The sequence below is a fragment of the Desulfothermus okinawensis JCM 13304 genome, assembly GCF_054654515.1.
Genome location: NZ_BAAIEW010000023.1, coordinates 39128 through 59080, shown reverse-complemented (window position 1 = coordinate 59080; position 19953 = coordinate 39128). Strand labels below are relative to the sequence as shown.

The window sequence follows — 19953 nt, the reverse complement described above, 5'->3', positions numbered from 1 at the left end:
CATGCATGTCTACTTATATATATAATAATCTGATGTATGTCAACTAAAAAATATCTCTATTAGTGACTACATAAAAATCCTAAAAATCGCCACTTTCTCATTAATATTCAATATGTTATACTAATTGGTAGGGGTGAGCTTCCGATTTAAGTACAGACAAGATAATGGAATTCATGAGGACACGACACAGTTGTCTTTGCTGGCATTCTGGCAAAAGAAAACCGGTGAGGATAATAAAGGAACCTACTTCAACCCAAGCTGAAATGCTCTCTGCCTTTGGGTATAAAATAAAGAGTGGGGTTTTACAAAAAACATCTGGATAACTAATTGATATTATTTATAATTTAGGCTAAAATAGACCTAAAAAGGTAAAAGTCCTGTATAAAATTATTCATGAAAACTTTATAAATACCAGGTGGTGTAGGTAAACATCGCCCTAAACCACCTGGTTTGTTCTTTTTACCACTTAACTTCCTGGTTCATTATTCTTGAGTAAAGTCCTTTAGGAAGGAAGACCCATTTGTGTACTTCGTTATCATATAATTTTGTAGCAGGGACTGTTTTTTTGTTTGGGATCCGTGGATCAAATTTTTTTGACGCTATTGCAAAGCTCCACCAGTTACCTGGATATGTGGGTATAGCAAATGAATAGAGGTCAACTATGGGAAAGATTTTTTTTAGGGTATTTTGTACTTCAATTGTCATTTCCCTGTGGAATCCAAGGGATTCGCTATGGGTCACAAAGAGTCCATGTTCAGACAAACAACTGTAAATATTTTTAAAAAATTCCTCGCTATAAAGTGTTCTTGCCATTCCTATTGCATCTGTTGAGTCTACTATTACAACATCTACGTTGTTTATTGATTTAATAAATTCAGCTCCATCTGTATAATGTATTTCAACCCTTGGATCGTCCAGTTTAGATGAAACAAATGGTAAATACTCCCTGGATACGTCAACTACCTTTTTGTCTATCTCTACGAGGTACGCCTTTTTAACTGAAGGATGCTTTAATACTTCTCTCATGGTGCCGCCGTCGCCCCCTCCAATTACTATTACTTTCCGGGGTTCTGGATGTGTATGCAGGGCAATATGAGATAGCATTTCATGATAGAAGAATTCGTCCCTTTCGGTTAATTGCACAATATTATCCAGTACAAGCACCCTCCCAAAATCCGGACTCTCAAAAACCATAATATCCTGATATGGACTTTTCCCTTTATATAAGATTTTTTCAACTGCATATTGATATTTTATTGGAGAAAAAGGTTCGTTTTCTGTAAAGGTTACCATAGACTGCCTCCATGCAATTTAATTTAAATTATTTTTACCTCTGGTATGGGAAATCCATTAAACTCTGATGCATATGATACTGTATAAGCACCAGCTGATGGGATGAGTACAAGTTGATTTGAGTCTGGTTCTTCTTCAATATATATATTCTTTTCTATTACATCCATTGAATCACAACTGGGACCCGCTATTGTCCATTTCTTGTGTTTATTAAAGAATGATCTGTCTTCTGATTCCTTTATTGTGTCTATTGATGATGATCTTTCAAATATATACAAATATTTTATTCCTCCTATAGCCTCCATTAGACCATTAAATACACCGACATCTAAATATATCCAGTTTTCATACTCCCTCTTTGCTGTACCAATCACCTTTGCGATCATAATTCCACAATCTCCAACAATGGCCCTTCCAGGTTCTATAAATATCTCAATATCATCATTAAACTTTTCTGCCAGATAATAGGATATCTTTTCTTCAACCTCCTTTATATCTGGAGCCAGTCTGGTATAACTAATCGGGTATCCACCGCCAATATTAAGCATCTTTATCTTTATCCCCATATCCATACACATATCAAATAATTTTTTGGCCTTATCTATTGCAATGTACCAATTATATGGATTTAAACATTGAGAACCAACATGAAAAGTTATGCCAGTTGTTCTAATTATTTTATTTTTAGCTGCCCTTTTTATCAAATCAAATGCCATATCCAATTCTACACCAAATTTTTTGCTAAGGGGCCACTCACTGCCTTCATTTGGCACTGAGAGTCTAACATAACCATAACAGCCAGGTGCCCATTTCTCTAACTTTTCAATCTCTGATATAGAATCAAAAACAAAATATTTTACTCCATAATTAAATAGGCCCTGTATAAAATCAGGGGATTTTACTGGATTGCTTGTGATTATTTTATCTGGGGATACATTAAGTTTTTTCAGTAAGTCTAACTCCCCAATTGAGGCTATTTCAAACCCTAGCCCCATATTTTTTAGAAGATTTATTAGCTCAATGTCGCCATTGGCCTTTACAGCATAAAATACCCTTGAGTTGGGTATTTGACTGCCCATTATTTTAACATTTTGAATAAGTTTTTCCCTGTCAATTAATAATAGGGGTGTTCTTAAATTGGGGTTTTGATCTATATAGGTCAGTGTTTTAAAAAGGGTTTTCTTTGAAACTATCCTTTGATGGAGGTCTGAAATCCTGAATTTTCTTACCATAATACCACCAATTTTACTTTTTGTATTTCTAAAAAAAAGAAGTGACACTGTCTACTAAAAAAAGTGGACATTTTCAATTAAAAAAACTATAATTTACCAGGCAACCGTTAAGGAAAAAATTTACAGTAATCAGGAGGAGTTATTATGTTTTATACGGAACTCATAAGAGATACTGAAAAAAGTATTCAGAAGGAGATGAGAGAATTTGTAAAAAATGAAGTTAGCCATGAGCTAATCAGAAAGATGGACAGGGATGAGGTAGAATATCCACGTGAGGTTATAAAAAAGGCAGGTGAGAGGAATCTCCTTGGACTTAGATTTGATAAAAAGTGGGGAGGCAGGGGACTTTCATGGACAGATGAGGTGATAGCAGAGGAAGAGATAGGGCTTTTAGGGACATCTCTGGGATGTGCCATGGTTATGCCTTCCATAGTTGGTGAGGCCCTTGATAAATTTGGTACAGAGCACCAGAAAGAGAAGTATCTAAAGCCAATGTTAAAGGGAGATCTGATATCTGCTGAGGCATTAACAGAACCGCGTGGTGGTTCTGATTTTTTTGGAGCCACTACTTTGGCTGTTTTGGATGGGGATCATTTTATTGTTAATGGTCAGAAGAGGTTTATTGTTGGTGCCACAGAGGCAGATTTTTTCCTGGTGTACTGTAAGACAAATCAGGACCCAGCAGCGAACAAATATGAAAGAATTAGTGCCCTTATTATTGAGAGGTCAGCTGGTGTGGAAACAGAATATAAGTATGGTCTAATGGGTACCAGGGGTGGTGGTACAGGTAGGTTAATATTTAAAGACGTCAAGGTGCCTAAAGAAAATTTAGTTGGCCCAATGCATGGAGGTGCATTGGTGTTTCATCAGATGATGATTCCAGAAAGACTTACCTCTGCTGCTGCATGTTTGGGCATGGCAAGGGCTGCCCTGGATGTGGCAGTTAGGTATAGTGATAGAAGATTTGCCTTTGGAAAGCCAATTAGAAAGTATCAAGCAGTGAGTTTTATGGTTAGTGATGCAATAACAAAGTTAGATGCTGCCAGAGCCATTGTATATATGGCAGCAAAAGCTGTTGATAATAATGCGCCTAATTCAAGAAGGCTTGTTAGTGAAGCAAAAAAATTTGCAACTGAAACTGCATGGGATGTGGCAAATAAGGCAATGCAAATAATGGGTGGGATTGGGTATACAGATGTTTATCCAGTGGAAAAATTTATCAGGGATATTAGACTTACCCAGATCTGGACAGGTACAAATGAAATTATGAGTTTACTCATACAACACGAATATTATAAGGAAGTGTTAACATCACCTAAAGACGATAGAGACGTTGAAAAAGATGCACAACATTTTATGGACACTGATGAAAAATGCTTTACTGATGAAGATATGTGGAAAAATAAGAGCTAAGTTATAAAGTTATAATTAAAATAAACAGGGTTAGGTATGATGCTTTTTTTTGAGAGTAGGCCTAACCCTATTTTTTTTCACTGTCTATTCTTTCAATAGCATTTTTTATTCTGGCTATATTTGCGCCTGTTATCTTCGTACCATCGTCAAGGAAGAAAGTTGGTACAGCACTTACTTTTAACTCATGTGCTAATTTAGAAGTAGCTTTAATTATTTTTTGAGCCTTATTACATGGTTTAATTTGTTTTTTTAAAGGGAAATTAGTGGAAATATATGTATTAATGTCCATATTGCTGCAAATAACTTTGTTAATCTCTGTATCTCCCTGGGGTATATGTACTGCAAATAGCACTATTTTTATTTCTGAATTAGTGAGCTTAGCCAGATTTTTTATGTTTTGTATGGCCTTATGGCAATAGGGACATACAGGATCTGTAAACATGTATATGGTGTGTTTTATTTTAGTATGTGGAGGAGAGTAGGTGAAGATAGATAGTTTATCTAATTTTTTTCTATTTTTTAAAAATGAATTTTTTACCAATCCACTTAATGTATCTGCTGGTAAATTCTTTTTGTTTTTAAACATCTGTCCAACAATTACAAAATCCTTTGTAGAATAAAAGGGGATATCTCTCCCCCTAAATTCCACAATTGTCTCGCATAGGCCTGAGACTTTTTTCTGGGAAATTATTTTGGACCCTGGGGGGAGGGGTTGGGGAAGGTGTTTGTTTAATGTTTTCAATGTTGATTTGTCACATGTCCCAGCAAGGATTGTCTTTGATGAAAGAAAAATCACCACCATTCCTAATATATAAAGAATTATCTTTTTCATTGCGCCATGTCCTTTTTTTTGTTAGTTATTTTCTATAGTAAAATGTTTAATATTTGACTTAATCAACCCAACGATTACGTGTCAACCTAAAAATGTGATAAAAATCATTTACATTGAATTTTGTTTTGATAAATCTATAATTAAATAATCTGAAATAAAAGGGGAACTATTATGAGAGTTTTTTTATCTGTTTTGATTCTCTATTTTTCCCTGATTGGTTTCGCATTTTCAGCAAACCAGAACGTGGTTTTTATACCAGAAAAGGAACTGCCAAGAAAAATTGCCATAATTGGGCCAATACCTCTCTCAAAGAAGAATATAGAACTTGCTGCACTGGGTATGGTTAAAAATGTGATTAAGAATTATATGTCTGGAAAGGGATATGTGGTATCTAGATTAAAAGGTGCCAGTTCTTTTTCAAAAAAGCCCACTCATAAAGAACTGAAAAAAATATTTGAAGAAAATTCCAGTTTAGATGGGGCATTGACTATTTCTGTGTACAGGCTATCAAGTTTTAATGTGGCATTTGCACAATATTATAAAATGGACGGGCAATTGTGTCTATATACCAGGAAAAAAAAGTTGGGTTGTTGGCGGGAGACTGCTACAAGAAAGAAACTATCAATAGCTACTGATCCCCTTGGGGCCATTGCTACAGTTGTATCGTCAGTGGTTAGTAGCGAAGGAAATGTGAATATAAAAAATGTAATTTTTGACTGGGCATTTAAAATATCCAGTTTAATACCTACCTTTTCCAGTGCAGCAAAAAAGCCTAAAATCTTAAGAGTGGTAACAAATGTATCCAATGCTACTTTTAAGATTGGCGATAAGATTATGGTGGGATTGGAAGGAACAGCTGGTGGTAAGGCCTATTTTGATGTGGATCCTCTTATAAAAAAGGTCCCAATGTCAGAGGTACAAAATGGAATTTATAAAGGCGTATATATTGTGCGCCAAGGAGATTTTCTGAAAAGAGGAATAATTTATGTACACCTTGAAAATGAACAGGGAGAGAGGCGTGATTGGATGGAGTCATCTCCTCTGGTGAATATTGATGGCGTTCCACCCAAAGAAGTTAAAGATCTCTTGTCTGTTATAAAAAAGGATTCAATAGTCCTAAATTGGAATACCACAGACACCGATACGTCTAAGTTCGAGATATACAGGAGTATAAGACCCCTTACTGATTACAAGAAAGTAGCTGAAGTAACAGATTTTTCATGGACTGATATGTCTCTTAAACCTGGAGTAAATTATTTCTATAGAATTGTCAGTGTAGATAGAGTGGGAAATAAATCCAAACCTGTCCAGATAGGGCCTTTATCTCTTCCTGTTTTTATTGAACAAAAGTTGCCTGACATAATAGTATCAAATATCACTAGGGGAAGATATTTTATAAACGGAACATGTACAGTGCCCTTTGGAACAAAGGTTCAAATTGGTCCTGATGTTGACATTGCATTTAAAAATAATTCCCTTTTAAAGATTCAAGGAGAACTGATTGTAAAATCCAGTTTTATCCACTCAGATAATACCAATGGTACAAAAGATATACTGATAGATGAAACTGGGACCATGAACATATCTAATCTTCATATCCAGGGAATATCTAAAATCTACGTTAAAGGAAATATTACAGCTGAAAATATATCAGTTATTAGACAGAAAACAGGATTAATAATTGAAACAATAAATAGTGCCAGGATTTCAAATTCTACATTCAAGGAATTACAAAGGGCTGTCTGGGTAAAGGATGGGAAGGTAATTATTTCCAATTGTGATTTTGAGAGAAATAAATTATCCCTTAAAATAGATAGAGGGGATGTGGATATTAAATTTAATAATTTCATTGATAATGATGTGAATATAGATAGCCAGGTTCCAATAAAAATTAGTTCAAATTATCTGGGAACAACAGAACCAGCAAATTTCAGGGTAAATGGAAATGTTGAAGTTGTCTCTTTTTTATCAGATCCATACCCAGAAGGAAAAGAGATAAGCCTGAAACAAGTAGTAGAAAGATTTAAAAAATTGGCTAATGATGCAATATCCTTTTTGAATAAGGGAAATTATGGTAAGGCAGTCCAGATTTTTAAGAAGGTAGTTCCAGTCTATTCAGATGCCTCCCTCTATATTTACTACATATATGCCCTTTCAATGATACAGGATCCATCAATTGAAAGAGTAATAAACCAGGCTATTAAAAAATACCCCTATGAGTCACGAATTTATCAAATGGGAATTAGGTATTTTTTGCAGATAAATAAAGAGGAAAAGGCAAGACAGCTCCTTGAAAAAGGACTTAAGTTGAATCCAAACAATCCCACATTACAGTCAATGAAGGTATTTTTCAGGGATATAAACAATAAAAAAAAGGAAGGAGGTATGAGTCATGATTAGGAAGCTTAGTTTATTGGGAATCCTGGTATTTTTCTTGGTCAGTACACCCCTTTGGGCAAGGACAGTAACTGCAATAGGAGAAGGACAGACCAGACAGGCTGCTATTAACAATGGTATAAGGGCAGCAGTGGAAGAGGCACTTGGAACCATGGTCACATCAACATCCAATGTGTCCCAGGGAAAGTTGATTTATGATCGTATTACATCGGCGAGTGCTGGGTATGTTAGAAGTTATAAAGTTATTGCAGAAGGAAAAGATCCAGTAACTGATGTTTATAAGGTGAAACTAAATGTGGATTTAGATGATGTGAAATTAAAGAATGCAGTTTCCCAGTTTATGGAGGATCCAAGGTTTCAACGCACATTTCAGGAAACCAAATTTGATGAGAGGAAAGTAGTGGTCCTTTATAAGCCACGCACTGGGTTGGATTTACCCTATAATTCAAAGGCCGTTCAGTCTGTTATGGATTTAATCGAAGATAGACTCTCATCCAAGGGATTTAGAGTATTTTTGCCTTCCCAGCTAAAGAGAATCAGGGGACGTGCTGCTGAGATGGTTGTTGACGAAGAGACTGCAATTAATATTGCCAGGCAGGAAACTGGCGATGCTGTTGTAATAGTCAGCTTTGACGCTGGAAAAAGGCCCACAAATGACGGATATATCCTAATTTATGCCACACTAAGCTTAAAGGCATATGATTGTACCACTGGAGAGCTTTTTGCGAATGTTCAGGATCGGGGAAAGACTATAACCAGGGGAGGAGAATATGGTATCCAGGATGGTGTTGCAAGGGTAGCCATAAAGATTGGTCCAAGGGTAGTGGACAGGCTTATAGGAAAAATCGTGACCCGTTTTAGTGGATCCAGGGCCAAGTTTGTCATGTTGATACTTAGAAACATTAATATAAATCAGCAGGATAAGGTGGAGGATGTGTTAGAGGAATTGGGATGGCGGTATAGGGTTGCAAGGCAAACTGGAAGTTATATGGAGGTTGAGATCTTTAATGAAGCCGATCCAACTTCTGTTCGAAGGATTTTGAGAAAAACATTTAAGAAAAAAGGCATAGGGCTGATCCCTGCAGAAGTATCTGGTTCAAGGGTCATGTTTGAAGGAAGTTATTCTGGCGCAGGAGGAGGGTATTAACCATGAAAAAAGAGTGGCTTGTTTTTTTTATTGTACTTGTTTTTCTGGGTGGTTGTGCAACAACCCAGGTAAGCTCCAGGGGTGCCCTGGTCAATGTCTACCACCCAAATACTGTTAAAGAAGGGCTTGTGTGCTCTTCTGGCGGGGATAATGGTATCTCTTATATGTATGTGGGCGCAGATACAATTAGTGGAAATGTATCTAAAGGAGATAAATATTTAATTGCCCAATTCGCCAGGGCAGTTCTTGGTGAGACCAAATTTATCAATCCTGTTACTGTGTCTTCTATGGAAGGTGAGTATCCAGATTTGAGTGTACGGGTAATTAATTTTCGCGTTACCACTAAAAGAGAGGCAGGAGTTGTGAAACGCTACGGCGTTTTTCAGGCCAATTTCTCTGTAAGACAGGCAGGGATGTTAGAATGTTCCACTGCAGACCCTATTTTAATTGAAAAGACATATGTTCAGCCTGCTTATAGGAAAGATAAGTTGCCATCCATTATCAGGGTAAAGGAAAAGTTAATTAAAGAAGCAGTCAGACGGGTGGTGAGGCAATTTGTTCCAGTCAAATCAACTATTTTACGGCCAGTAAAAGGTATTAGTGGTATGGCTAAGGGTGCCTCGGATATGATAAATGCTGGAAATTGTATTGGGGCGTATGAGGTGTTAAAGCCAATGGCAGATAGTCCAACATGTAGAGATGCAAGTGTTCTTTACAATGCAGGTGTTGCACTTGAATGTATGGCGTGGAACAATGCCAATGATATGAATACACAACAACAATATCTAAGCAAGGCCCTTAAGTATTATCGAAGGGCTGCGATGTTAAAACCCGGGGACTTAGACATTCAAAAGGCCATGGGCGATGTATCCTATGAATTAAATACTGCGTTTTCAGCTTCAAAGAGACAAAAAAATACTAAAAAGCTCTTGGAGGAATTTAAAACTCCAACAGGATATTAAGAAAGGAGAAAACTTATGCGTTTTCCCAGGATGATATTGTTATTATTTGTTCTATTTGCTTATGGCTGTGCCACAGGTGGGATGATGACAATGGGTAATGTGGCCAATTATTTTGCTGGAGAGCAGGGGGCTAAAAACAAAAATCCTCTCATAGAAGCAGAAATAGATATAACCCTGGCAAATGAAATCGCTGCTATAGTCAAAATGAATCAGGTAATGCTTGAGCGCATGCCTGTGTCTTATGAAGATAATTGGCCCGAGATTTTAAATAGTTATTATCGGACCAGTTATCTAACAGAGAAGGAAAAGAGAAATAAAACAAAGTATAATGATTGTCTTAAGAGACTATTAAAAAAGGATTTTTCCTTTTACGATGTGTATAATGTGGATGCCTATGCAGTGAGCATCTTGTCTATGTCTCAAAATAACATTCTCTATAGTGCCCTGGGTGCCTTGGGATCTAGAATGTTCATAAAGGGATGTGAAAATTTAGGTGTTGAATTTGAACACGTTAAATCAGTGCTTTCCTATGTTCCTTTTGGCTGTGATTGCTATTATTTTAGACAAAGCTTCAATGATGCAACTCCAGGTAGTTCTGTGTGTAAAAAAATTAAGAGATCTGTGTTTTATAGAAAGTGTGATTTTTTTAATAGACCAACTGAATTCATGCTCACAAAATATTTTTACAGACGTGGAGGAATAAAAAATTGGGCAGATCTACCAGTTGAGATATGTTGTTTTAGACCAGTTAAAGGAGAGCAATTGGGGACATTCAAAGAAGTATTTTATTCCCTTCTATCTCCATCTCTCAGGATGCAGATTAAGAGGGTGGATGAAGAGGCCGCTTTAACAAAGGCTGATTTAGAGTCTATTAAGGCAAGATTGCAGGATAAGGGGTTAAATAGGGCTGAAAAGGCTGCTCTTAGAAAACAAAAATCAGTTCTAATTAAAAGGTTAAGGGTAAAAAAGGCATTGCAGGATAGGTTGTACAAACAGGCATTAACCACGTTGAATGTGACCAGAGAAAATATAAAAAAGGCCAGGAAGTTAAAAGAAATAGTGGACTATATTGATAGGAGTTTTGCAGAGAATATGTCTGTTATTTTGAATTTAACTGTTAAAATTATAAATGACGTGGCTACAATGCGGAAGATGAATTTGACCAGGGCATTTGTTACCTATCCTTTTCTTATGAAAAAAGGTGTATTTTCAAAAAGAGATCGGAGATTCTATGAAAGGAGGTATGCAAACATTGTAAAACAACTTATAGCACTACCTGTAACTTATTTCCAGGTGGTGGGTTATACTGTTGCCCAAAAATACCAGGTGTCAAAATATAAAGGGTATTTAGAGGCAATGATTAAGATGGAGAAAAAGTTAAAACAATAGGAGGAGGTAAGTATGAAGAAGTTATGGTGTGTAGTAACGATTCTGGCACTATTTTTAATAGGTGCCTGTGGTCCCAAAAAACAGGTTGGTATTTCAATGGAGGATAATCCCCAGCACCACTACCTTATGGGAATGCAGTTAATAGAAAAAGAGGATATTGAAGGAGCAAGACATCACTTTGATAGGGCGATTTATCTGGACAAAGAGTATAGTCCTGCTCTGGCTGGAAAGGCCCTTGTGTATGCAATAGATGCCCACAGGCAGAAATCAAAAGGTCACTGGGAAGTGGATGCAAAAAATGCCCTGGACTATTTGAACAAGGCGAGAAAGGCAGCAGAAAATGACAGTGAAAAATTTATCTATCATGTTACAGCAATTCGTGTTTATTTTACTGCACAACCAAAGGGATGGCTGGAAGATGCAGAAGATCACTACGAAGATGCACTTGGCTTAAAAGATGTAAAGGAAGAAGAGTTGCCATATTATCAGACCATTGCTGCTGCTCATTATTTTATGGGTTATGCTTATTATATGGGATATGAGTTTAGAAAGGCAGAAGATGCGTTTTCAAAGACATTATCCTCAAAGCCAGGTAAGTGGCATAACAAGGCAGATATGATGTTCAAGAGGGTCCAGAAGATAGTCAGGGCCATGGGGCAATATACTTTGACTAAAGTAGCTAAGAAAATAGCCGTAAAGCCAGAGGTAACCAGAGGCGATGTAGCAGCATTACTTGTGGATGAACTCCATCTTGACAAATTTATGGCAGGCAGGATCGTTATTAAATCAAAGTTGCCTAAGGCAGCTTTTGTACCTGCTGATGTATTAAACAGTCCATTTAAAGAAGAAATACTCACTGTGATAAAGTGGAATATCAGGGGACTTCAACCTGAATATGATAAAACTACACAGGCATATTTATTTAAACCTGCAGAGCCTGTCACCAGAAAACAACTTGCTTTTATTTTGGAGGATTTGCTTATTAAATTGACCGGTGACAATTCCATAGCTACAGCCTATTTTGGAACAGAGAAAAGTCCATTCCCCGATGTTCCCTCAAATGTAGCGTGGTTTAATGCTGTGATGAATGTGACCACCAGAGGGTTAATGGAACCTGATATATCTGGTGAATTTAGGCCAAATGACAATGTGGAAGGGGCTGAACTAATATTGGCCCTTATGAAATTGAGAAATATAATGAATATTTATTAAAGGAGGGAGGTTATGAAGAAGATAGGATTAATTTTGGGAATTTTTATTTTTATGTGTTTTAATGCTATGGCTGATGAGTGGCAGCCTGTTACTGACCCTGTAAAGGTCTTTTCAGAAGGTTATATTCAGGTTATTGGAGCATCAGAAGAGGGCCAAAGTAGATATAGGGCTGTTAGGGCTGCAACAGTGGTGGCCCAAAGGGATCTTTTAGAAGTATTACAGGGAATTACATTGTACGGTACTACTACTGTTAGGGATGGAATGTTGCAGAGTGATAATATTAGAACCACAGTTCAAGGTGTCCTAAGAGGGGCTATTAAATGCGGAGAAAAATATTATCCAAATAGGGGATATGCAGAGGTTTGTCTAAGACTCTACCTAAGGGGACATGGAGGGCTCTATGATGTGATTTTGCCCCTTTTAAAAGATGAGGGTATGTTGCCACCTCCAAAGCCAACCTTTCAACCAAAGATGATTCCCCAGGTAATGGAAAAACCAAAGACAAATGTACAAATGCAGCCCCAAACTCCCCAGCCAAAGCCTGAGGTCATGACTCCATCCAAGATGGTGAATCCTTACGACGGGGTTATTGTGGATGTTAGAGAATATCCGTTTAGACCGGCTCTTGTTAACAGGATATTAAGTGAAAGTGGTGAAATTATATTTGATCCCTCAAAGATAGTTAGCTCTGTTCTTGTAGAGAGGGGATGCGGTGGTTTCACCAATGATGAAACAAAAGCTAAGGCATTGCTTAAGACCTGGGGTGCAAAAAATCCCCTTGAGATTAAAGCTATAAAGGTTATCAAAAATACTGATGTTGCAGTAGATAAAGATGCTTCTGCATTGATTTTTGTAAACAACGAAAAAACTCAGTTTTTAAACCAGGCTAGGGTTGTATTTCTTCTTAAATAATCACGAAAAGAGGGCATCAGGGAACTTGGTTTTAAGTCCCTGATGCCCTCTTTAATAATTAGCTTAATAAGTAAAAATTATGAGACTCCGTTTTTCTATTTTGATTTTTATATGTTGTGTTTTTATAATTACATGCTTCAAAAATAGCTACGGAACTATTTCGCGTCCAAAAAAAGATAAACTCTATCAAAGTCTCGGTTTAGAGTTCTCAGGGAAATTAAATTTTGATTTACCAATAGATGCTGATGAACTACATTTTAGTGGTGATATAACCCTTTTAAATATAAAGTTTAAGGGCGATTTTAATATAAGGATTCAAAAAAAAGATCCTGCAACCGTCGTAGTTACATCAAAATTCATTTCAGCTGATGTTGTTGAAATATTTAATCTTCTGAAAAAAATAGGAGTGAAACTTAATCTGCCCAAAGAAGTCACAGGAAATATATGCCTCTCTGGCGTTTTTTTTAAAATGCATGGTAACCAATATGAATTAAAAGTAAATAAAATTAGTGGCCCAAATTATGTACAACAGAAAATAACCATCAAAAATTTAAATCTATCTGCAAACTCAAAAAAGAAATCCATAATTTTAAAGATAGATAGCACCAATCTAAAAGATAATTCTATTGGACAAATTGACTTAAGTATTGCTAATGACCTTTTAGTCTTTAAGGCAAATGGTGTACACTTAAATTTAGCTACTTTGTCAAATCTATTATTTAAGATCTATCCTGATATAAAACATAATATATTAAGCAAGTTAAAAAAAATTCAAAATCTTTACCCTGTAAAGGATATTACGGCTAAAGGTATTCTTGCCCTAAAGGACACTGAACTTGTTTTAACTGGACTTAACTCAAGGAATATCAATTTAACTAAATTTTCTGCAAAAATTGCTGCCAATCCCACATCCTTAGAATTATATGGTAACTACAAAAATCCAATAATACTGTCATTATTGACCAATTGCACGTATGTGAATTATTTAAATAATAATATAGAAGTAAAGTCCAGTGATTTTCAAGTAAATTTTCTAAATTTAATATTGAAAAAAAATATGCCAATAATAGATGCAAGTTCCATAATCATACCAGGATTATCTCTTAATATGGAAATCAATGCTCACTTTGAGCATCAAGATAATTCTACATGTATTTCCTTACAGAGTAAACTATCTTCAAATAAAAAAATTATTATAAAAACAGATAGGGAATCAATATTAAAGATTGTATTTGATCCAATAAATATAAAAATAAAAAACAATAAATTAGATTTATTAATACAAAAATTTTTAGTAAATATCCAAAAAGGCATCATAAAATCTCATGACATGGATTTATTTATAAATAGAGGAGATATAAAAATTACTCAAACAGCACTAAAGTATGGTATACAAGATAAGGAATTTACTGTTAAATCATTACTTAATATTGAAAATACAAGTTTTAATTATAAAAACTTAACTGGTATTGTATATGATATGGGAATGAATATTTTAGCCAATAATAGGGAGATTGATTTAAATAACGGAAATTTAAAGTGTCAGTTAAACAAAAAGGGAAGTATTGAATTGGCCTTTGACACTAAAATACCTCTGAAAAATATATCTTCCCACCTCCGGGAAATCTATAAAAATACAAGATTAACTCTAAATATTGCTGATCTTGAACAGGGGGATACAAAGGTAGAATTTTTTAAGGTCAAAAAGGATTTGGTCAATGACAGTGAGTTGGAATATTCCATTTCAATCCCAGCAGGTAAGATTTTGGGTGCTACCCAGGCGAAGCTTAGTCCCAGTAGGTTTGATTTAATCACGAGGAAGTTGAGGTTTTTATCAATTCAGAGAAAAGCAGAAGATAAAAAAATAAATACTGAGCGTAGGTTTGAAAACAAGGAAATAAAACCTAAAGTCCCAGAGACTATTTCCAGCTTTTCATCCCATTATCATTTGGAGTTTGATTCCCTTAAATATATAACACATGATAATGTATATGAAATTTCTCCTTTAAAAGGGGATATCTTGTTCAAAAATCATCCATCAATAAGTTTTAATGGATATTTTTGTAATATCTCATTTTCTGGTGGAATAGAATTTTTGGATACAGGTGTTTCTGGAATTGTTGATATCAGAACCATTAGCATCCCAATGGATCACTTATTGGGTTGTTTTATAAGGCAGGCCCCGGTTTATATTACAGGGGATACCAATCTACAGACCACTATTAATTTTCAGGGTAAGACTATTAAGGATTTAAAGGAGAATTTGTGGTTTGATGCCTTTGTAGATGTGGAAGATGGTAAGATACTAAAGCTTTCAAATTTAGGTAAAAAGGTTGGTGTGATTTTAGATGTCTTGAGTTTTGTCAGGCTAAACCCAGCCAAATTGGAAGACAGCCTGGAATTTAGCAAGTTTGGTTTATCGTTAAGTGGAGGGCTAAAAGAAATCAAAATTAAACAACTAAAATTGGATTCATCTCTTTTGAACCTCTATTCCTATGGAGACATCGATCTTAAGAAAAATAATATGGAGATCAAAGGCGAAATCAAAAAGGGATTTATTTCTAAAAGTTTTCATTTAACTGAAAAATTAAAAAAAGAAAAAAAGGAGAGTGCTCCATGAAGAGGAAAAATATAGCCAGTTTAGTGTTGTTTTCTTTTCTTTTATGTTTTGGGAGCAGTTATGCACATTCTGAATTAAATAAGGAGACCCTTGCACAAGAGAGGCTGGCTCAATGGAATATTAATTATGCTAGTTATTTAATAGATGTTGGAAAATATTTGGATGCACTTGAAGCGTACAATACAGCATTTGAGGTAACGCCATTTAAAAAAACAAAGGTAAAGGTGCTTTTGCATAAGGCAAATCTCCTTGCCACATTTTTAGATGCCGAAGACCAGGCCCTTGAGATCTATAATAAAATTATTGCCAACTACCCTGAGGGAAGGGAGATTGCGCTATATAGAAAAGGACTTTTGCTCTTTGACATGATGCGATATAAAGGAGCTGCCAGGGTTTTGTCAAAATACCTTTCTGTATATCCAAATGGTCGGTTTCGGTTTCAAGCAGAAGTCCTTTTGGAACAGGCCAAAAAGGCTGTTACTCCCCCCACTGTGAAACCTATAAAAAAAGTTCCGCCTCCATTGGTTAGGGTACTTTTGCTCAGAAAGGCCAGGCTTGTTAAGGTTGAAGGGGATGGCCTGGTAATAAATGGAACCCCAAAGGGCGTCCAGAGTCTGGTTTTTGATACTGCCAGTATAAAGAGCGAAACCCAAATTGAGTCAAATGGTCCTATTAAGATTAGGTCTGGGGAGTATTCAAAAAGGGTGCGGGGCAAAATAATTATAAAACCCAAAAAGAATAGGTTAATGGTCTTAAATGTACTTGATATAGAGAGGTATTTATGGGGAGTAGTTCCATCGGAATCATATCCTTCCTGGCCCCTTGAGACCTTGAAAGCACAGGCTGTGGCTTCAAGGACATATGCATATTATCAAGTATTACACAGAAAAAATTGGGATTATGACCTGGTAGACAATGAGGGGGACCAGGCATATAAGGGTGTGGATCGTGAGACTAAAAAGACCACACAGGCTGTAAATGAGACAAGGGGCCTAATTCTTATGGAAAAAAATAGACCTATTTTAGCAATGTATACTGCCAACAGTGGGGGATATACTGCTGATGCAAATTATATATTTAAATTGAATAAACCATATCTTGTGGCACATCCCGATCCACTATCCCTTGAAGGAAAAATGTCTTCCTGGAAAAAGACTTTTACTGTGGACGAGGTAGAAAAAAAGCTCAGAAGAATAGGCGTTCCTGTGCGAAATTTGAAAAGGATAGTGCCTACAAAAGTTAGTCCCTCTGGGAGAATTATTAGTATAAAGATAGTATCAGATACAGTAAATAAAGAGTACAGGACATGGACTATACTTCGTAGGGCATTAAAACTCCCTGAGATTTTGTTTTCCATTGAGAAAAAGAACGGTAAGATGATATTTTCTGGAAAGGGTTGGGGTCATGGTGTTGGATATTCCCAATGGGGAAGTGCTGAGATGGGCAAAAGGGGATATAATTTTAGACAAATCCTTGAATTTTATTACCCAACCACAAAAATTGTTAAATTGTGGTGAGATTAACTTTGTCTTGTTCTTTACAAAAATAGTAATATTTTGCTATCTATCTCCCATCCTAACTTGTCTAACATAAAATAATTGATAAGTGAGGGGTTTGAGATGGGGGTGGTCGTTGTCTTAAATGCAGACTATAGTTATCTAAATATAATCAATTGGAAAAGGGCTGTAAAACTCCTGGTGCAAAGGAAAGTTGAAGTGATAAAATATACCAATCGAGTAATCCATGGCTTTAATCACAGAATAAGAGTCCCTCTTGTTGTTAGGTTAATTAAGTTTGTGAGGAGTTTGTACAAAAGGAGTGTGCCCTTATCAAAAAGAAATATTTTTATTAGGGACTGTTACATTTGTCAGTATTGTGGGAAGAGAATCAAATCAAAGCCCACTATTGATCATATTGTTCCAAAGTCCAGGGGTGGGGATTTTTCATGGACCAATGTGGTAACTGCCTGTATCAGTTGCAATCAAAAGAAAGGCTGTAAACTTCCCTCAGAGGCCTCCATGACCTTAATCAAACGTCCTGTGAAACCCACTATTTCTGAATTTTTGAACAAAAAAATAGAGCTTCTTGGTCTAACAGGGGTTTTAGATGATCTCTGGGGATAGTGTGTAATGGTTTGTAAAAAAATTACCAATGATGAAATTGCAGATAAATTAGATGAACTTGCCATTTATCTTGAATTAGAGGGAGAAAATTTCCATAAAATAAGGGCTTACAGAAATGCTGCCAACATTATTCGTGGGATTGGTGATGATATTGCTGAGATGGTGAGGCATGGGGATGATCTTAAAGTCTTTTCAGGGATTGGAAAAAACATAGAAAATAAGATAATTGAAATAGTACGGACAAACGACCTTGAAAAATTAAAGAAACTTAGGGAGAGATATCCACAGGGTATTCTCAATATATTAAATATTTCTGGGCTTGGAATAAAAAAGATAAAAACCCTACTCAAAGAGTTAGACATAAGAACACTCAAACAACTCTTGGACTATGCAAGAGAAGGGAAAATAAGACATCTACCTGGTTTTGGCGAGAAAATGGAAAAAAAGATTTTAAATTTCTTAAAGGAAAATATAAAAGAAAGTTAGAAAACTATTATCCACCTACCTGGACACTAAACTTGCCATGGAAAAGAGTAGCTGTTATTAGATCTTCATGAATTTGAAAAAAACAACCATTCTACCAGATACAGTGAAAAGATTTAGAGTATGTGATTGTTGTGGTATTCCTTTAGCTAAAGGGAGGAAAAAGTACTGTTCTTCCCGGTGTAAGGAAGATTTTATATTTAGATTGAAATGGTTTAATAATCTCCTTAGGGCAGTAAATGCAAGATATGCAACCTTTTTTTTCACTGGGCACATACTTGGTTTAAATATCCTCCCATATGATTCAGATAATGTTTATTCTTTTTTTTATAATCGAACACCTGGTATGCGTCCAATATATGACATGGAAAGAATGGTATTTCTCCTTGGAGAGATATGGTGGAATACACTTAAGGACCATGGCAATAGAGACGCTGCCAGTAGGGGAGTTTTAAGACAAGGGAAAATTAAGGTATTTAATAAGAGCTTTCTTATTCCCAGAGAAAAGATATCCCTGGTAGGGGTATCTAAGGAACTGAGTTATCTTAAAATAAAACGACACGATTTAATCACAAATAAAGATCCATATGTTGTTGTAAAACATGCATTTAGAAAATGTGTGTTAAAATATCATCCAGATATGGGTGGAGATGAGAGGACATTTATCAGGATATATAACTCATATCAAAACGTCATTGAGTGGTTAAGACATCCAAAGTATGGAACCAGGCGAGGTGTTCCTGGTCAATGGTGTTTTGAAGCAGGAAAGACTAACTGGTATGCTCCCTTATGATGGATGTGAAATTTGACGATTTTTTTGAGAGGCTTAGTAAGCTCACTCCAATAAAAAAACAGATTCAACTTGCAAAGGAACTGGGGGTGGGAAGGGCGGCAATTTCAATTGCAAAACAAAAAAATAGCGTACCCTATAAATGGATACACCTTATAGCAGAAAAATACAATCTAAATCCAACCTATTTAATAACTGGCAGGGGTTATCCATTCAACGATATTCCCACAGGTTTAAAGAAAATAAGGTTGTCTCCAATAGTTAGCAGTGCTGACGTTAAGACCTTAAACAGTGAGGAAATCTCTATTGATATTCCTCAAAATTTACAGTTACCCCTGGATATTGGTGAAGAATATTTTTATTTTAAATTGGCTGATAATAGCATGATCCCTACTTTTTATCCAGGGGATATTTTGATAGTTGATAAGACAAAAAAAATAGAAGTTGGAGATGTGTTTGTATTTAAATGGTCAGGAGATATAGATTCTGTATTTCTGGTTCGCAGGATAGGGGTGGGGGAAATTGGTTTGATTTTGATTTCAGATAATGGTACGTATCCCACTCTTTGTCTTGAGTACAATAGGTTTGAGTTAGTTGGTAAAGTTGTGGGATTTTTTAGAACAGTTTAATAACAAAATTATGGAGACTACATGAAGGACAATAAGTATAAATATGCATTAAAAGAAATTACTGATGTGATAAAGTTTGAAATGTGGCTTCGTTTTTATTTTGCATCTCAAGGGAGTGATCCCAATACAGTGATTTTAAAGGTCCCTGAAGAAGTCATGGAACACATAGAACAAGAGTATGACATCCTCTTTGAGCTCGCAAAAGAGCTTAATAATAAAAAAATTACTCCAGAGACTTCTCAAAAGGCAGTAACAAATTTTATCTTGAGAAAACTTGAAGGAAAAAAATTTCCTCCTGCCATGGTTCCCAGTGTTTTGAATAGCAAGTCCTTTGAAATAGAGGTATCTGTTTTTCACCTATGGGTTTCAGCCCATGAAGACCAGCTAGACGAGAAGGTCTTTGATTTTAAAGAATGGATGCAGCTTTTTGAAGCATGGAAAAGGACAGAAAAGGGACAAAATGTGCTGAGCACCTTGCACTCTCCTGGTGCAAGGACAAGTGACACAACCCAATAAAAA

General features: G+C 35.9%; 17 protein-coding genes. 14 read left to right on the top strand and 3 right to left on the bottom strand.

Going from position 1 to position 19953, the window contains the following annotated elements:
- Positions 1–459: 459 nt before the first annotated feature.
- Entirely contained in the window at positions 460–1293 is an 834-nt protein-coding gene (speE, locus tag ACYQ0O_RS09745) for a polyamine aminopropyltransferase (RefSeq protein ID WP_459892555.1), read from the bottom strand.
- 23 nt (positions 1294–1316) lie between these two features.
- The gene (locus ACYQ0O_RS09740; RefSeq protein ID WP_459892553.1) at positions 1317–2525 is read right to left on the bottom strand and encodes a type III PLP-dependent enzyme; all 1209 of its coding nucleotides are present in this window, start codon (positions 2523–2525) and stop codon (positions 1317–1319) included.
- Positions 2526–2669: 144 nt separating this feature from the next.
- Between ACYQ0O_RS09740 and ACYQ0O_RS09735 the strand changes: the two genes are divergently transcribed.
- On the top strand, positions 2670–3938 hold the full coding sequence (locus tag ACYQ0O_RS09735; RefSeq protein WP_459892551.1) for an acyl-CoA dehydrogenase family protein: 1269 nt from the start codon (positions 2670–2672) through the stop codon (positions 3936–3938).
- 67 nt (positions 3939–4005) lie between these two features.
- On the opposite strand, the gene ACYQ0O_RS09730 is transcribed toward ACYQ0O_RS09735, so the two are convergent.
- A complete protein-coding gene (locus ACYQ0O_RS09730; RefSeq protein ID WP_459892549.1) occupies positions 4006–4770 on the bottom strand; it encodes a thioredoxin fold domain-containing protein in 765 nt (254 codons plus the stop codon).
- A 171-nt stretch (positions 4771–4941) separates the two neighbouring features.
- Between ACYQ0O_RS09730 and ACYQ0O_RS09725 the strand changes: the two genes are divergently transcribed.
- The 13 genes from ACYQ0O_RS09725 (at position 4942) to ACYQ0O_RS09665 (ending at position 19950) form a co-directional block, all read left to right on the top strand.
- The gene (locus ACYQ0O_RS09725) at positions 4942–7170 is read left to right on the top strand and encodes a tetratricopeptide repeat protein (protein ID WP_459892547.1); all 2229 of its coding nucleotides are present in this window, start codon (positions 4942–4944) and stop codon (positions 7168–7170) included.
- Positions 7163–8314 carry a hypothetical protein gene (locus ACYQ0O_RS09720; protein WP_459892545.1) on the top strand — a complete coding sequence of 384 codons (1152 nt, stop codon included), beginning with the start codon at positions 7163–7165 and terminating at the stop codon, positions 8312–8314. Before ACYQ0O_RS09725 ends, ACYQ0O_RS09720 begins: the two co-directional genes overlap by 8 nt.
- A gap of 2 nt (positions 8315–8316) precedes the next feature.
- Positions 8317–9276 carry a hypothetical protein gene (locus tag ACYQ0O_RS09715; protein ID WP_459892543.1) on the top strand — a complete coding sequence of 320 codons (960 nt, stop codon included), beginning with the start codon at positions 8317–8319 and terminating at the stop codon, positions 9274–9276.
- Positions 9277–9291: 15 nt separating this feature from the next.
- Positions 9292–10665 (top strand): hypothetical protein, encoded by a 1374-nt coding sequence (locus ACYQ0O_RS09710; RefSeq protein ID WP_459892541.1) that lies wholly within the window; start codon positions 9292–9294, stop codon positions 10663–10665.
- Between the two features lie 12 nt (positions 10666–10677).
- A complete protein-coding gene (locus ACYQ0O_RS09705; RefSeq protein ID WP_459892539.1) occupies positions 10678–11877 on the top strand; it encodes an S-layer homology domain-containing protein in 1200 nt (399 codons plus the stop codon).
- Positions 11878–11889: 12 nt separating this feature from the next.
- Positions 11890–12789: a hypothetical protein gene (locus ACYQ0O_RS09700; protein ID WP_459892537.1), complete on the top strand. Its 900-nt coding sequence runs from the start codon at positions 11890–11892 to the stop codon at positions 12787–12789.
- Between the two features lie 79 nt (positions 12790–12868).
- A complete protein-coding gene (locus tag ACYQ0O_RS09695) occupies positions 12869–15409 on the top strand; it encodes a hypothetical protein (protein WP_459892535.1) in 2541 nt (846 codons plus the stop codon).
- On the top strand, positions 15406–16926 hold the full coding sequence (locus tag ACYQ0O_RS09690; protein ID WP_459892533.1) for a SpoIID/LytB domain-containing protein: 1521 nt from the start codon (positions 15406–15408) through the stop codon (positions 16924–16926). Before ACYQ0O_RS09695 ends, ACYQ0O_RS09690 begins: the two co-directional genes overlap by 4 nt.
- Positions 16927–17028: 102 nt before the next feature.
- Positions 17029–17532 carry an HNH endonuclease gene (locus ACYQ0O_RS09685; protein ID WP_459892531.1) on the top strand — a complete coding sequence of 168 codons (504 nt, stop codon included), beginning with the start codon at positions 17029–17031 and terminating at the stop codon, positions 17530–17532.
- A gap of 6 nt (positions 17533–17538) precedes the next feature.
- Positions 17539–18018 carry a helix-hairpin-helix domain-containing protein gene (locus ACYQ0O_RS09680; protein ID WP_459892529.1) on the top strand — a complete coding sequence of 160 codons (480 nt, stop codon included), beginning with the start codon at positions 17539–17541 and terminating at the stop codon, positions 18016–18018.
- Positions 18019–18085: 67 nt separating this feature from the next.
- On the top strand, positions 18086–18808 hold the full coding sequence (locus tag ACYQ0O_RS09675; protein WP_459892527.1) for a J domain-containing protein: 723 nt from the start codon (positions 18086–18088) through the stop codon (positions 18806–18808).
- On the top strand, positions 18805–19434 hold the full coding sequence (locus tag ACYQ0O_RS09670; protein WP_459892525.1) for a S24 family peptidase: 630 nt from the start codon (positions 18805–18807) through the stop codon (positions 19432–19434). The genes ACYQ0O_RS09675 and ACYQ0O_RS09670 overlap by 4 nt, the downstream gene beginning before the upstream one ends.
- 21 nt (positions 19435–19455) lie before the next feature.
- On the top strand, positions 19456–19950 hold the full coding sequence (locus ACYQ0O_RS09665) for a hypothetical protein (RefSeq protein ID WP_459892523.1): 495 nt from the start codon (positions 19456–19458) through the stop codon (positions 19948–19950).
- Positions 19951–19953: the final 3 nt, after the last annotated feature.

Excerpts from the sequence above, each read along its gene's own strand:
- speE (WP_459892555.1), bottom strand. The coding sequence starts at position 1,293 with ATGGTAACCTTTACAGAAAACGAACCTTTTTCTCCAATAAAATATCAA.
- ACYQ0O_RS09740 (WP_459892553.1), bottom strand. The coding sequence starts at position 2,525 with ATGGTAAGAAAATTCAGGATTTCAGACCTCCATCAAAGGATAGTTTCA.
- ACYQ0O_RS09735 (WP_459892551.1), top strand. The coding sequence starts at position 2,670 with ATGTTTTATACGGAACTCATAAGAGATACTGAAAAAAGTATTCAGAAG.
- ACYQ0O_RS09730 (WP_459892549.1), bottom strand. The coding sequence starts at position 4,770 with ATGAAAAAGATAATTCTTTATATATTAGGAATGGTGGTGATTTTTCTT.
- ACYQ0O_RS09725 (WP_459892547.1), top strand. The coding sequence starts at position 4,942 with ATGAGAGTTTTTTTATCTGTTTTGATTCTCTATTTTTCCCTGATTGGT.
- ACYQ0O_RS09720 (WP_459892545.1), top strand. The coding sequence starts at position 7,163 with ATGATTAGGAAGCTTAGTTTATTGGGAATCCTGGTATTTTTCTTGGTC.
- ACYQ0O_RS09715 (WP_459892543.1), top strand. The coding sequence starts at position 8,317 with ATGAAAAAAGAGTGGCTTGTTTTTTTTATTGTACTTGTTTTTCTGGGT.
- ACYQ0O_RS09710 (WP_459892541.1), top strand. The coding sequence starts at position 9,292 with ATGCGTTTTCCCAGGATGATATTGTTATTATTTGTTCTATTTGCTTAT.
- ACYQ0O_RS09705 (WP_459892539.1), top strand. The coding sequence starts at position 10,678 with ATGAAGAAGTTATGGTGTGTAGTAACGATTCTGGCACTATTTTTAATA.
- ACYQ0O_RS09700 (WP_459892537.1), top strand. The coding sequence starts at position 11,890 with ATGAAGAAGATAGGATTAATTTTGGGAATTTTTATTTTTATGTGTTTT.
- ACYQ0O_RS09695 (WP_459892535.1), top strand. The coding sequence starts at position 12,869 with ATGAGACTCCGTTTTTCTATTTTGATTTTTATATGTTGTGTTTTTATA.
- ACYQ0O_RS09690 (WP_459892533.1), top strand. The coding sequence starts at position 15,406 with ATGAAGAGGAAAAATATAGCCAGTTTAGTGTTGTTTTCTTTTCTTTTA.
- ACYQ0O_RS09685 (WP_459892531.1), top strand. The coding sequence starts at position 17,029 with ATGGGGGTGGTCGTTGTCTTAAATGCAGACTATAGTTATCTAAATATA.
- ACYQ0O_RS09680 (WP_459892529.1), top strand. The coding sequence starts at position 17,539 with ATGGTTTGTAAAAAAATTACCAATGATGAAATTGCAGATAAATTAGAT.
- ACYQ0O_RS09675 (WP_459892527.1), top strand. The coding sequence starts at position 18,086 with ATGAATTTGAAAAAAACAACCATTCTACCAGATACAGTGAAAAGATTT.
- ACYQ0O_RS09670 (WP_459892525.1), top strand. The coding sequence starts at position 18,805 with ATGATGGATGTGAAATTTGACGATTTTTTTGAGAGGCTTAGTAAGCTC.
- ACYQ0O_RS09665 (WP_459892523.1), top strand. The coding sequence starts at position 19,456 with ATGAAGGACAATAAGTATAAATATGCATTAAAAGAAATTACTGATGTG.